Below are 13884 nucleotides of genomic sequence, written 5' to 3'. Positions count from 1 at the left end.
TTTCCTTATTCAATTTTTTTAAATCTAAAAATTGAACTAAACCCATCACTTACAGTTTTTCACTATTTTCTTTGCCTATTTTGCAAACACCTAATTTAAAAAACTAGTTATAAATCTATTTCACCCTTTTAATTAATCATACTAAATATCTACTCTAATAACAATAAAGTAATTTGTTATTTTATTCAATAATTAGCTCATTTGTAACTTTGAGGATAAACTATTTTAATCATTCACTGCCGAAAACTCTTGAGCTGCCTTTTCCTGCTGCAGTGCTTGGTAAATAGGAAGATATATTTCTTGATCTCTAATTACACAACCAGCTTTCTTTTTAGCAGCTTTTAATTCTGCACACTTGCTGCAGCTTATGCAGACCTTTGTTTTGTCCATTTCACCATTTTCAAAAATATCATTTGCAAAATCGGGATAGGCAAATGCCTGACGACCAAAACCTGCTAAATCTGTCCAGCCAGCCTCAATCATCCCGGCCGCTGCATTAGCTCCAAATTGACGCAGCCAGCTGAAACCAGTACCGATTACTAGAGCCTGATCCAGATTATTTCTGGTAAATTTCGTCAGTTCCAGCAAACGCTGTACACCTTTTAGTGGATGTTCAGGCGGTCTGTAACTTCCTACATCATAGGGACGATTAACATGAGGTTTTAGGTATGGAGTACTGGCAGTAACATTAATTATCTTCACTCCCAATTCTTCCAGTTCTTTTAATAATCGCGCCGGCTCTGTCAAATCGGCTTCTCCATCCTCATTACTTCCCCAGCCCCCGGGTATTGCATCATAAATATTTAGGCGCACTGTAATATCGATATCTAAATTTGCCTTCACTTTTTTGATAGTTTCTTTTAAAAATCGGGTTCTATTTTCATAACTTCCACCATATTTACCTTTTCGATCATAAGCAGCAAGCAGTGAAGAAAGCAGATAGCGGTGACAGCTTTTAATATCAACTGCATCAAAGCCCGCTTTTTCTGCTAAGCTGGCAGCATTTAAATAATCAAGCTGCAGCTGATCAAGTTCACGATCAGTAATTATGTGGAAATCGTTTTCTGCTATTGAAACTGAATCAAGTTCTTGATCTCTAAAGGCAATTATATTATTTACCCCAAAACGACCGGAATGAGTCAACTGAGCAACCAGATAAGGATCAACACTGGACTGACTCTGGATTAAGTTAACCAGCTTTTCAAACTCAATCAGATTCTCTTCCTTTAAAAACAACTGACTTTTATTTGCTCGTCCAGCAGCATCAACAGCTATTGCTTCCAGCCAGATAAGACCAGCTCCACCAGACGCAAAACGCTGATATCTTCTTCTGGTAAGCTCAGAAGGTGTGCCATCGTTGTTGGCATCTGCTCCTTCCATCGGATGAATAGCAATTCGATTTGGGATCTTTAAATTATTTATCTTAATTTCTTCTTTCAAAATATCTGTGTTCTCCGTCAGGGGCAGTTTAAAATCAAGCTTAGACAGATCTGCCCGAAGCTCTTTTAGAGAACTATAATTAAATTTTTTATCTTTCATTTAATCAAATCCCTTCCTAATTAAACGGATTAAAACCAGGATAGTTCTCTACATTAATCCATTCTGTTTTAACTGCCCAGTCAATATCTAAATCAGATAGTAGCTTTCTTTCTGCAAAAGCTTGGTCTATTAAATCGTCAATACCAGGTAGTACTGTTTGATACTCTCCCTCATCATTGTTAAATTCTTTTATTAAATCCTGGGGAATAGCTTTAATTTTCTGGGCAGAATCATACGCCCCATTTATTGCTACTACAAAGTTTCTTGTGTTCTCCGGAGTACAGTACAAATCTTCAATTAAAGAAAGGTGTTTATCTGCTGCAATTCTAAAGACTTCTTTTTTAGGATCTAAACCTTCATTATCAAATTCAATAACCTCTCCATTATCCAACTCAATCTTTGTATCCTCATTCATCTGCCAGGTTATTTTACCTTCTGTTCCCACTATTTCCATTATCGGGTCTCTTTTTGCTTCGGGAATATGAGTTACATAAAAATATATTTTAGTACCTGAATTTGTTTCCAACTCAATACATGAATTATCATCAGCTTCTATGTAACTATGACCTCTATATAACTCAGCTCTTACCCTCTTTAACTGAGCAGAACTATGCATATTAGATCCAGCAATAAAAATCATATTATTTAAATAATGAGCAAAAGCATTGTGCATTGGCCCATCCAGTACAAGTTGGCCCATAGCCACACTTTTTCCTGCCCAATCATTACGATCATAATATGATTTGAAACGCGGCCAGAATCCTTTAGCTGCAATTTCTTTAACCTCACCTAATTTACCATCTAGAATAAACTTTTTAATTTTTCTAATTGTGTGAGAATGGATATATTGAAAACCAATTGAACAGAATCTTCCTGTCTCTTTTTCAGTTTTAATCATTGCATCAATTTCCTGAACTGTAGGAGCAGGTGGTTTTTCCAGGAGTATATTATAACCTGCTTTCATCCCCTTAATTGCCATCTCGGAATGAGTTGGAATGGAGACAGGTAAACCAATAATATCTACACATGATTTCCCTTCTTTTAATAAGTTCTCATAAGAACTATAAATAGCAATTCCTTTATGTCTTAGCTCTCTAACCTTATCAGCATTATTAACCTGATCATTTACTACAACCGCTGTCAGTTTCATTTTACCTTCTGTCTCTAACTCTTCAATGTTTCTCAAATAACTTCCAGCAAAATTACGTACACCGACAACAGCAAAACCTACTTCGGACATTTGATCTACCTCCTTATTTATCTACACCATTTAAATTTAATCTCATCAGACCATTAATTATTATATCTGTTTCAGTATCTAGATTCTAAACATATCTTTGACTATTAAGTTTTTTTTAACAATTTTTAAGATAAAAATATTTAGATCAATCAATACCTGAAAATGCAACACCGTCAATTAAATATCTCTGGAAGAAAATAAAGAGAATAATTGTTGGCAATATGGATAAGAAAGTCATTGCAAACATTGCTCCCCAGTTTGTAATTGCATTTGGATCAGAGAACATTTTAAGTGCAATTGAAACTGGATACTTAGTAACATTCTGTAAATATAACAGAGGTGTCATAAAGTCATTCCAGGACCAGTAGAATCTAAAGATTCCGGCTGTAACCAGTACAGGTTTTAAATTAGGAAGTATAATCTTAAAGAAAATACCAAATTTACTGCAGCCATCAATTTCAGCTGCCTCATCAAGCTCAGTTGGAATACCCCTTACAAACTGCACCATTAAGAATGTAAAGAAAGGAACTGGCAGCATCTGAGGTAAAATAACTGGTAAAAATGAACCAACCCAACCCCACTGATTAAACATTATATACTGAGGAATTCTTAAAATTTGTCCAGGCACTAAAACAGTTGCAATCATAATTGCAAACCAGAACTTCTGACCAATAAATCGGGTTCGGGTAAAACCAAAAGCAGAAAATGAAGCCAGAAGAATCTGACCAATTGTTGCTGTACCCGCAATAAAGAATGAATTTCTAAAGAAAGTTAAAAACGAAACCCCACCAAAACCTTTCCAGCCTTCCAGATAGTTTCTAAACTGCATTGCTTCAGGCCATAGAGTAGCACTTAAGGCATTACCTGAGGTTTTTAATGAGCCAGCTACCATCCAGAGTAGAGGATAAAGCATAAAGATACAGAATCCACCAACTAATACATGAAATAATATATTTTTAAGTTTTTCTTTTTGACTAAAGGTTAAATTCATCAATTATTCTCCTTCCGACTCATAATATACCCATTTATTGGATGTTTTAAATAATAAAATTGTAACAATAGTTAATAAAACAAGTATAATCCAGGCAAGGGCTGAACCATAACCTAAATATCCATTTGAAATACCTTTACGATAAAGGTAAACAGCATAAACCAGAGTTCGATTAAGCGGCCCACCTTCGGTAATAATATAAACCTGGGTAAAGACCATAAACATTTTAACCATCTGCATAATCAAATTAAAGAAAATTACAGGTGTTAAAAGTGGTAAAGTAACACTAAAAAACTGCTGAATCTTACCTGCTCCATCAATCTCAGCTGCTTCGTATAACCCCTTTGGAATCTGCTTTAATCCAGCCAGGAAAATAATCATCGGAGAACCAAACTGCCAGGCGGCTAAAATAATAATTGTCCAGATTGCATAATCAGGATGGCCAATCCAGGAAATCCTATCACCCATAACACCAATAGCAACCAGAAAATCATTAAAAGCACCCTGAGAAGAAAATAACTGACGCCAGATAACTGAGATTGCAACACTACCACCTAAAATAGAAGGTACATAGTAAGCAGCACGATAAAAATTAGTAAACGGCCTTGCCTTTCTAAAAACTAAAGCCAAAGCAAGAGCACTTGCCAGTCTTAAAGGTACTGCAAAAACAACATAGTAAAATGTTACTTTAAGTGAAGTCCAAAACTTGGGATCATCAGTAAAGATTTCTATATAATTTCGTAAACCAACCCAGCTTGGATCACCGACAATAGTATATTCTGTCAAAGAATAATATAAAGATCTTAATAACGGAAAAGCCAAAAATGCTAAAAATCCGATTAACCAGGGTAGAATAAATACATAACCAGTCAAATTTTCTTTTATCCATTTCTTTTTATTCATTCCAGCATCTAGAGAACGGACTGTATCCAGTGCTTCAAATTTATTATTCAAAAATCTCCCTCCTTAAGTGTTAATACAAACTATAAGCTAGTGACTCATTTAAAATCACTAGCTTATAGAATTTTATCTTATTTTATTTTTATTTATCCAAATAAGAATTTTTATTTGTTAATTATCTAGAAAGTAACTTTGTAGCTTCTTCTCTGAAGTCTGCAGCTGCTTCTGCAGGAGTTTTCATTCCATAAATTACTTCCCAGTACTGGTCAGCAAATGCTGTAGTTACTTCTGAGAATGCAGGTGGCTGTAATGGAAGTACAGGACCAGCATTTTCTGCAGCTACTTCAATGAAATCAAATACAGCCTGATCATATTTATCAGCGTCGGCTTTTAAAGCTTTTCTGACTTCACTATTTGTAGGAACTCCACGGTCTGTACCGATTACTTTACCAGCTTCAATATTGTTGAACCAGAAGTTTAAGAATGTCATTACTTCTTCTGGATGTTCAGTACTCTTAGCAACAGTCATAACCATTGCTGGTTTCATAAATCTACCTTCTTGAACCTGATCCTCTGCTTTTGGATATAAGAAAGGATGTAGAAGTTTTCCAGCACCATTGGAAATAGCTGGAAGCTGGTTGCTCCAATAATTAGTTGCAGTTGCAGCTTCACCCTGAGTTACAGGATCCTGCTCAATTGCATCAGGTGATTCCTGTCTCTGCATAGCATCCTGAACTGCACCAGAGTCAATTAATTCAAGGTCATAATTCATATAATCTACAAATAACTGATCATCATCATAACCTAAAGACTTTCCATCTTCACTGAAGAAACTCTGACCATGTTGTCTTAACCAAACAACAAAACCATTACCTTCTTCCTGTGAAGCAGGAGTTGCCGCACCTAAAATACCTAATTCTTCGTGTAACTTTTTAAACATCTCTGCTCTATCTTTCCATGTATCTTCTGGAGATGGATAATCTACTCCAGCAGCATCGAATAATTCTTTATCATAGTAACCAGCAGGAGCATTTACACCAGTAGCAAGTCCCATCTGTTTACCATATGCACGTCCCATTTCTAAGTAAGATTCTCCAATTTTGCTAACATCTAAAGTTCCATCTTCGATATAGGGATCTAAAGCTAAAAGCTGCTCATTTTCCACATAACTTGCCATCATTTTTCTTACATGCTGAATAATATCAGGTAAGTTATCTCCAGCAGCCTGAGCATTCATCTTATCCCAGTATCCACCCCAGCCAGTATATTCAGGCTGTATTTTTATGTTCGGATGTTCTTCTTCAAACATTTCAATTACTCTTAAAGTTCTTTCGTGACGACTCTGTGAACCCCACCAGGCAAAACGTAAAGTCACTTCATCATCCTGAGCCATTACAGCAACACTAAGTGATAAGGATAATACAAATGTTAAGATTAATACTAAAGCCAAACTTTTTTTGTTAAACATTTAATTTCCTCCTTGGAATTTAATTAGCTATTAATATGTTCAATTTGTAGATGAATAATTATAAATTCTTATAGTCTTATAAATCTTTTTGCCTTTACAAAAAGATCAGAGAAAATTGATGTCCCCCCTTTTTTGAGTATTAAAATAAATACAGTCTTATATCCTTATCCTTATTAGATTATCTGTAAACTTATCTCAGGAAAATGTTTTCCGTCAAATAAAAGATTATTAAGAATTTTTAGATAAATAGCAACACTACTCTCTTAGATAATTAATATTTAATAAGGAGTTATTAAACTAAGCAGTTCCAAAAATGTAATAATCTATCTTTCGGAAAACAATTTCCATAAATGGAATAAAAAAAGTGATAACTTTTATTCACTATTTACATTATAAATAATTGTCTGTTAATTGTCAAACAATTTTTAAATATTTTTTTAATTAATTTGTTTTAATCTTCACATAGATAATTTGCGACGCCTTATATAACGGGCCTTAATCAACTTATATCTTTTACTGAATTTCGCTTGATTAATTTTAAATCAATCGAATTAAATTTAGAGTTTTTCTTTTCCTTTAAATTTTCTAGCAAATATTTACCAATATTCGTTCCTAATTGATAAATAGGTAAGGAAACTGTTGTAAGTGGTGGATATGAATACTTAGCCTCAGGCAAATCATCAATACCAACAACCGAAATATCAGCAGGAACTTTAATTCCCTGGTTATTTAATTCCCAGATCAATCCTAAAGCGGTTGCATCATTAGCAGCAAGAACAGCAGTTATCTGATCAATTTTATCCATTAATTTTAAGGCTGCTTTACGACCACCCTCAAAGCTAAAGTCTCCATCAAAAATAAGTTCATCTGGAAGTGTAAGACCATTCTCCATTAATTTATCTTTTAGACCTTCTCTTCTTAAAAAACTTGTATAAAGATTTTTTGGCCCATCTATAAAGGCAATTTTACGATGCCCATTTTCTAATAAATGTTCAGTAACAATCTTTGCCGCTGTTTTATTACCCAGGCTTATATTATTAATTTCAAATGGATGAGGTGTAATCCCCAGTAAAATAGTCCCCTGAGCCTTAAGCTGTTCAATAATTGTATACATTTTTTGTTCGTACTCTTTATCCATTAGTGCACCACCAGCGAAAACTATTGCGTCAGCCCGATTGGCTTTTAACATATTTACAGCATGCACTTCTTTTTCTACACTACGGCTTGTATTATAAATATTAACAATATACTCATGTCCAGAAATAAACTCTTCAATTCCCTTTACCATCTCGGCAAAATATGAGTCACAGATATCATGAACAATAACACCAATAATATTTGATTTATCACTTTTTAAACCCTGAGCTATTCTATTTGGTGAAAAATTTAACTTTTTAATTGCTGCTTTAACTTTATCTTCTGTATCTTTGCTGACAGGATGATCACTATTATTGATTACTCTCGAAACTGTAGTTGGTGAACATTCAGCTAATCTGGCTACATCTTTAATAGTTATTTCTTTATTTGCCATGATAAACTCCTTCCAATTAATATCAGTTATAAGAATTATTTTATCATAGATTAATTTAGCTTTCAATGATTATGGAAAACGTTTTAATTAAAAGCGGCTGTAAACTAAATCATTTTAAGTTAAAACAGTAAAAATAATCAAAAAAACCTTCATATTCTTTGACAAAAGTGTTTTAATATATTAAAATAGATGTTGGTGTTAGTCGTCTGACGTCTAACGAAATATAAATCATAAAATTTTGAATCTATATATAAAGGAGAATTAATTATGAATCAAGCATTTTTAGCAGCGATTTCAGGTCTAATTGTTGGAGGTCTTTTTTCTTTTCTAAAATTACCTATTCCTGCCCCGCCAACTTTATCTGGAGTAATGGGAATTGTAGGTATTTATGTCGGCTTCATGCTAACAAAAACAATATTTTAATTAGAAAAAAGGCCCTCTTCTAATCTAAGAAGAAGGCCTTTAATTTATTTTAACTTAATTTAGAATTTCATACCGAAAGTCACACTAATCTTAGAATAATCTACATCAGTACCATCACTTTCCCCACTATTATCTGTATAAAGAACTTCAGCTTCATATCTCTCACCCAGGTCCATACCGGCACCAAGAGCATAGTATAAACCACCACTTGTGTCTCCTGCATTATCATATCTAAATGAGGCATAACCCAGATGACCTAAGAAATAAAGTGGACTGTCCTGCATTCTATACTCAGCTAGACCATAAAATGGTGTAAAACCAAAATCACTATTATTAGTTTCTTCCTGTCTATCTAATTGATAAGCAACTCCGCCCCCAATATTCCAGTTCCGTGTATAGGGCATTTTAAACTCACCAATTAGAGAATATCCTATTTCAGAATCATGTTCTGTTCCATCAATTTCTATTGTTGAGCCAAAATCAAGTCCTGCCTTAACTGACCAGCTGCTTTGAGCCTGTGCAAAAACATTGAAAGAGAATAAAAACATTGCCATTACAAGTAAAACCACCATAGTTTTTTTCATTAAAAAATCCCCCTTCTCAATTTATAATCTATTTTCTATTTTATATATTCAATATTTGTCGAGATTTTCCTTCTTTATTTAAGATAAAAAGATGATTTATTTTCAATTTTTGTAATTTTAACAAAGTTATTGTCGAAAATCCCTATTTTTAAAATTAATTAAGTAATAAAAAAGGATTTTAGAACTTTTTTGTTTAATAAATATATAGATACTAAATTTTTCAAGAAAGTAGGCTGATCAAATATGCAAAATTCAATAGTTGCCAGACAGCCGATATTAAACAGAAAAAAAGAAACAGTAGCCTACGAACTACTCTTTAGATCTATAAATAAACAAGCCAAATTTAATGGCACTCAGGCAACAGCTGAAGTTTTAACCAGCAGTCTTGATCTAATAGGCCTCGATAATCTAACCAGAGGTAAACAAGCTTTTATTAATTTTACAGCTGAATTAATTAAATCAGAAATTATAGAATTATTACCACAGCAGAAAATTGGTATTGAAATCTTAGAAACAGTAAATGTTGATCAGGAAATTATTGACTGCTCAAAAAAAGTTAAAGACTCGGGTCATATTTTATTACTGGATGATTTTATCTATCAAAAAGAACTAATTCCTTTAATTAAAATTGCAGATATAATTAAAATTGATTTTTTAGAGACTAAGGGCAGACAGCGTAAAGAAATTATGAATTTAATTAAAAATAATTATAATTCTAAGGTAAAGTTTCTAGCAGAAAAAATTGAAAATTATGAGGAATTCAAATCAGCCTATGAAATGGGATATGATTATTTTCAGGGATACTTTTTTACCAGACCCGATACTATATCTACCCGCAAAATCCCTTCTTACAAGTTTAACTATCTTGAGGTAATTAATGAATTAAACTCGCTGGATCCTGACTTTAAAAAAATATCAAAAATTATTAAAAATGATCTATCTATGTCATACAGTCTTTTAAGAACAATTAATGCAGCAATTTATGGGTATCAGATTTCTTCTATCAAACAGGCTGTAGCTTTACTTGGGATCAATAAATTAAAAAAATGGGCAATGCTTTATTTCATCAAAGGTCTCAGCGAAGACAAACCTAATGCTTTATTTACAAATACTCTGGTAAGAGCCAAAATGGCAGAACTGATTGCAAACCATACTAATGCAGCAGATAAAAGTTCAGAATATTATACAGTAGGAATGCTTTCTATGCTGGATGCTTATTTAGATCGACCTCTGGAAAATATAATTAAAGAACTCTCTTTAACAGAAGAAGTTAAAAAAGCAGTTCTAAATTTGGAGGGGAAAATTGGAGAAACTCTAGAAATGATTATTCTTTTTGAACAGGCAAGATGGAGTCAGCTTAAAAAAATTGAATTGAAATTTAATCTAGATAGTAATCTGCTATTTTCCATTTATCAGCAGGCAATTGAAAATGCTTCGGAAACGATTGAAAAAATGAATCAGTAAAAATGATAATCCCCATCCAATAAAAAACCGGATGGGGATTACTTTGATTCTAAAATAAATTTTACTTTTTGACTTTAATATACTTCTGATAAAATATTTTTTTATTATCAGTTCTCCTAAACTTCAAATTTTTCGATTAAAGTCTCTAAATGAGCAGCTCTGGCTGCAAGTTCATCAGCTATTGAAGCCACCTCTTCTACTGAAGCAGTCTGCTCTTCACTGGCAGCTGCAACCTCTTCTGCTGAGGCCGAGGTTTCTTCGGAAATCCCAGCTATATTTTGAGCATTCTCAGAGATTTCATTACTAAACTGATTTGTATTTTCTACAATATCAGCAGATTTCTGCATTCCCTCATTAATCTGAGTAAGGGTATCTCTAATCTCCTTAAAGGTAGCATTAGCTGAATCTACAAGTTCTTCACCATTCAGTATTTCTTTTTCACTTGTCTTCATTTCTTTACCAACAGAATCAGTTGTTCTGGTAACCTCATCGATTAAGTTTTTGATTTTATCAGCAGAGCTTGATGATTCTTCTGCCAGCTCTCTGATTTCATCTGCAACAACTGAAAATCCTCGACCGGCTTCTCCAGCTCTGGCTGCCTCTATAGCAGCATTTAAAGCCAGAAGATTGGTCTGATCAGAAATATTATTAATAATATCAATTATACTTCCAATTTCCTGAGAGATAGACTCTAAATCAGAAATATCGGCTGCAACTTCCCGCATTGCTTTTACTATTTCTTTCATCTGGAAGCTTAGTTTTTCCATTTTTTCAGACCCAGCCTCAGTTACCTGATTCATATTTTCTGTTAACTCTTCTACCTGATCATTAGTTGCCTCTAATTCATCTATTCCTTCAGAAAGCTGCTGAATATTAAGTGAAACATCTTCCACACTCTTAGCCTGTTCATCAGCTCCAGTTGCCACTTCCTGAATTGAAACTGCAACCTGTTCTGAGGTGCTGCCTACTTCGCGAGAACTTTCTTCTAGATGATTGGAAGTTTCTGTTACCTGATCTGAGGTATCTTTGATATTCTGAACCAGATTCTTAAGATCTTTGACCATTTGATTAAAAATATTCCCCAGATGGCCCAGTTCGTCTTTACGATTAATTTCAAGTTCAACATCCAAATTACCATTAGAAACTTTCTGCATCTGTTCACCATAGTGAACAATAGGACGCACCACATTTTTAGTTACATAAAAAATAATTATAATAATTAGAGCCAGCAAAACAATTATAGACAGAGTAATAATCTGTCGTAAAACTTCTCTGTTAGCACTATAGGCTTCAGCTACCGGAATCTGGGCAAAGATTGCTCCATTAATTTCTTCTATCGGCATGTAAGAAGCAAGTCTTTCTTCTCCCTGATATTCATACTCAACAAAGCCTGATTCGCCAGCAAGGGCAGGAGAAGTATCAAAAAGTTGGCTGGCATCAAATCTGTCCTCTACCATCTGAGCATCAGGATGAGCCAGAATTTTAGAACTGGAATCAATCATAAAAGTATATCCTGTTTCTCCAACTTTAGTTGTTCCAACAAGTTCACTGATCCCTGCCAGAGAAATATCTCCTGCCAGAACTCCTACCAGATCTCCATTTTGATCCAGAACCCTTCTGGCGACAGAAATAATTAAAGTTCCACTCCCTGCATCGACATAGGTATCTGTCCAGACAGGTTGATCTGTATTTTCAGCATTTTGAAACCAGGGTCTTTCTCTGGGATCAAAATCTGAGGGCAAATTCTGGTCAGGAACGATAATCATTTCTCCATCAGAACTTCCTAGATATAGGTTTAAAAACTGATCATAATTATCCGAAACTGAGTTTAATAATTCTCTTATTCCAGCCTCATTCTTGTTTATTACCTCAGGCTGTTCAGCAAGCAGGTTGACTACATTTTTACTCTCCACCAGAAAAGAATTTATCTCTGATTGCATTTCTGCAGCAATCCCATTATTCCTTTCTCTTGCCAGACCCGTTATCTCATCTGTTACGGTGTTATTAATTAAATAACCAAGGCCTCCCATTCCCAAAATAATAACTAAAGAAATTATAGCAATAATTTTGGCACTTAAACTTTGACTGAGATTAATATTTTTCATAAAAGATAAAAACCCTTTCTTATTTTCCAAACTAACCACTCCCTGATTTTTCTAAGTCTTATAAATCCTTATTTGTAATATAATTATCTATTTCTATAAAAATTTCAATTATGTTTATATTTTATTAAATTATAGTGCTAAAAGCAAATTTATTGAAATTAAAGTAATTTTAAGATAATTTATAAAAATAATCAGCTGATTTTTTATTATTTTTAAAAAAATCCCCTTCAGTCAGAGCAATATAACTTAGTACTCTTCCAGTAAGGGGATTTTATAGCAAATATTTTAAATATATTTATATTATATCAAAATGAAATTCTGTAACTGTATGATATTTTTCTCCTGGTTTTAAAATAGTCGAAGGAAAATTATCATGATTTGGAGAATCTGGATAGTGTTGAGTTTCCAGACAGAGAGCACCTCTTTTTAAGTAATTCTTATTCTTCTTTCCTGGACCATTGGGACCAATTCCATTGCCGCTATAAAACTGAACTCCCGGCTCTGTAGTCCAGACTTCTAATTGTCTTCCAGTATGAGTTTCAATTACCCTGGCCGCCAGCTCAAGTCCGTCTTCTTTTTCATTATTTAATACCCAGTTATGATCATAACCACCTGTAAATTTTAACTGTTCCACATCAGCATCTATCATTTTGCCCAGTTCTCCAATGGCAGTAAAATCGAATGGAGTATCCTTAACTTCTCTGATTTCACCAGTTGGAATCATTCCCTCATTAACTGGTGTAAAGTAATCTGCATTGATATATAAAAGATGGTCTTCAATAGTACCTTCTCCATGCCCCTTTAAATTAAAGTAACTATGCTGTGTTAAGTTAACAACTGTTTTCTGATCAGTTTCTGCCCGATAGTCAACTCTTAATTTATTATCATCAGTTAAAGTATAATAAACTACTGCTTTTAAATTACCTGGAAATCCACCTTCTCCATCTTCACTTAAATGAGTAAGTTTTAAAGATTTTTCTCCATTTATAATGGCTGTTTCCGCTGTCCAGAGCTGAGAATTAAAGCCTTTTTCTCCTCCATGCAGACAGCAGGGATGTCCGGCAGGCTTTTCATTAATTTCCAGCTGATATGTATTTTCATCCAGTTCAAATTTTCCTTCAGCAATTCGATTACCATAACGACCAATTAAAGCCCCAAAATAATTGGGATCATTAAAATACTGTTCTAAATTATCATATCCCAGCACAATATCATCCAGATTTCCATCCCTGTCTGGTACAAACAACCTAAGGATAATACCACCATAATTGGTGATCTCGACTTTCATTCCTTTTTCATTTTCCAGGGTATATAAATCTGCTTTTCTCCCATCTTCTAATTCTCCAAATTCCTTTTTTGAAATATTAATTTCGCTCATAAAAATACCTCCGTCTTAAAATGTTAAAATCCTAATTTTTAATATATAAAAATAACTCCTTATAACTATATTAGTGTTAAAACAAAAAAATCCTGCCAGAAAGTTAAACTGACAGGAAAATAAATATGTTAAATTTCATTATTTTTCCTTTAAATGTTTATTAAGTGTTTTTCTAACTGCTCCTTCTCCTGCTATCATTTCTTTAAAGTAGCCTTCTATCTTTTCTCCCAGGCCTACCTGGTATAAATCAAGTCCCATCAG

At 33.7% G+C, this 13884-nt stretch carries 11 protein-coding genes; 2 read left to right on the top strand and 9 right to left on the bottom strand.

The window, feature by feature from the left end; translation table 11 throughout:
• Positions 1–225 precede the first annotated feature (225 nt).
• The 6 genes from BW929_RS14675 to BW929_RS14650 form a co-directional block, all read right to left on the bottom strand.
• Entirely contained in the window at positions 226–1539 is a 1314-nt protein-coding gene (locus BW929_RS14675; RefSeq protein ID WP_076546217.1) for an NADH:flavin oxidoreductase, read from the bottom strand.
• A 16-nt stretch (positions 1540–1555) separates the two neighbouring features.
• On the bottom strand, positions 1556–2779 hold the full coding sequence (locus BW929_RS14670; protein WP_076546216.1) for a Gfo/Idh/MocA family protein: 1224 nt from the start codon (positions 2777–2779) through the stop codon (positions 1556–1558).
• A gap of 145 nt (positions 2780–2924) precedes the next feature.
• The gene (locus tag BW929_RS14665) at positions 2925–3770 is read right to left on the bottom strand and encodes a carbohydrate ABC transporter permease (RefSeq protein ID WP_076546215.1); all 846 of its coding nucleotides are present in this window, start codon (positions 3768–3770) and stop codon (positions 2925–2927) included.
• Positions 3771–3773: 3 nt separating this feature from the next.
• On the bottom strand, positions 3774–4724 hold the full coding sequence (locus tag BW929_RS14660; protein ID WP_199505757.1) for a carbohydrate ABC transporter permease: 951 nt from the start codon (positions 4722–4724) through the stop codon (positions 3774–3776).
• Between the two features lie 121 nt (positions 4725–4845).
• On the bottom strand, positions 4846–6138 hold the full coding sequence (locus BW929_RS14655) for an ABC transporter substrate-binding protein (protein WP_076546214.1): 1293 nt from the start codon (positions 6136–6138) through the stop codon (positions 4846–4848).
• A 499-nt stretch (positions 6139–6637) separates the two neighbouring features.
• Complete coding sequence (locus BW929_RS14650; protein ID WP_076546213.1) at positions 6638–7669, bottom strand: LacI family DNA-binding transcriptional regulator; 1032 nt, start codon at positions 7667–7669, stop codon at positions 6638–6640.
• A 267-nt stretch (positions 7670–7936) separates the two neighbouring features.
• On the opposite strand from BW929_RS14650, the gene BW929_RS14645 reads away from it, so the two are divergent.
• Positions 7937–8092, top strand: coding sequence for a XapX domain-containing protein (locus BW929_RS14645; RefSeq protein ID WP_076546212.1), 156 nt, complete (start codon positions 7937–7939; stop codon positions 8090–8092).
• A 59-nt stretch (positions 8093–8151) separates the two neighbouring features.
• Here BW929_RS14645 and BW929_RS14640 read toward each other — a convergent pair whose 3' ends face one another.
• Positions 8152–8676: an outer membrane beta-barrel protein gene (locus tag BW929_RS14640; protein WP_076546211.1), complete on the bottom strand. Its 525-nt coding sequence runs from the start codon at positions 8674–8676 to the stop codon at positions 8152–8154.
• 243 nt (positions 8677–8919) lie between these two features.
• On the opposite strand from BW929_RS14640, the gene BW929_RS14635 reads away from it, so the two are divergent.
• On the top strand, positions 8920–10140 hold the full coding sequence (locus BW929_RS14635) for an EAL and HDOD domain-containing protein (protein ID WP_076546210.1): 1221 nt from the start codon (positions 8920–8922) through the stop codon (positions 10138–10140).
• Positions 10141–10256: 116 nt separating this feature from the next.
• Here BW929_RS14635 and BW929_RS14630 read toward each other — a convergent pair whose 3' ends face one another.
• Both BW929_RS14630 and BW929_RS14625 read right to left on the bottom strand, forming a co-directional pair.
• Positions 10257–12284 (bottom strand): methyl-accepting chemotaxis protein, encoded by a 2028-nt coding sequence (locus tag BW929_RS14630; protein ID WP_234978121.1) that lies wholly within the window; start codon positions 12282–12284, stop codon positions 10257–10259.
• 256 nt (positions 12285–12540) lie between these two features.
• Positions 12541–13623: an aldose epimerase family protein gene (locus tag BW929_RS14625; RefSeq protein ID WP_076546209.1), complete on the bottom strand. Its 1083-nt coding sequence runs from the start codon at positions 13621–13623 to the stop codon at positions 12541–12543.
• Between the last annotated feature and the right edge of the window lie 261 nt (positions 13624–13884).

Source organism: Halanaerobium kushneri, assembly GCF_900156285.1.
Taxonomy (GTDB): Bacteria; Bacillota; Halanaerobiia; order Halanaerobiales; family Halanaerobiaceae; genus Halanaerobium; species Halanaerobium kushneri.
The sequence above is the reverse complement of the archived record's forward strand: the minus strand, read 5'-3'. Positions and strand labels throughout refer to the sequence as shown.

What these genes read in the sequence shown, in the direction of transcription:
- BW929_RS14655 (WP_076546214.1), bottom strand. Translation starts at nt 6,138, where the DNA reads ATGTTTAACAAAAAAAGTTTGGCTTTAGTATTAATCTTAACATTTGTA.
- BW929_RS14625 (WP_076546209.1), bottom strand. Translation starts at nt 13,623, where the DNA reads ATGAGCGAAATTAATATTTCAAAAAAGGAATTTGGAGAATTAGAAGAT.
- BW929_RS14635 (WP_076546210.1), top strand. Translation starts at nt 8,920, where the DNA reads ATGCAAAATTCAATAGTTGCCAGACAGCCGATATTAAACAGAAAAAAA.
- BW929_RS14665 (WP_076546215.1), bottom strand. Translation starts at nt 3,770, where the DNA reads ATGAATTTAACCTTTAGTCAAAAAGAAAAACTTAAAAATATATTATTT.
- BW929_RS14670 (WP_076546216.1), bottom strand. Translation starts at nt 2,779, where the DNA reads ATGTCCGAAGTAGGTTTTGCTGTTGTCGGTGTACGTAATTTTGCTGGA.
- BW929_RS14675 (WP_076546217.1), bottom strand. Translation starts at nt 1,539, where the DNA reads ATGAAAGATAAAAAATTTAATTATAGTTCTCTAAAAGAGCTTCGGGCA.
- BW929_RS14640 (WP_076546211.1), bottom strand. Translation starts at nt 8,676, where the DNA reads ATGAAAAAAACTATGGTGGTTTTACTTGTAATGGCAATGTTTTTATTC.
- BW929_RS14650 (WP_076546213.1), bottom strand. Translation starts at nt 7,669, where the DNA reads ATGGCAAATAAAGAAATAACTATTAAAGATGTAGCCAGATTAGCTGAA.
- BW929_RS14645 (WP_076546212.1), top strand. Translation starts at nt 7,937, where the DNA reads ATGAATCAAGCATTTTTAGCAGCGATTTCAGGTCTAATTGTTGGAGGT.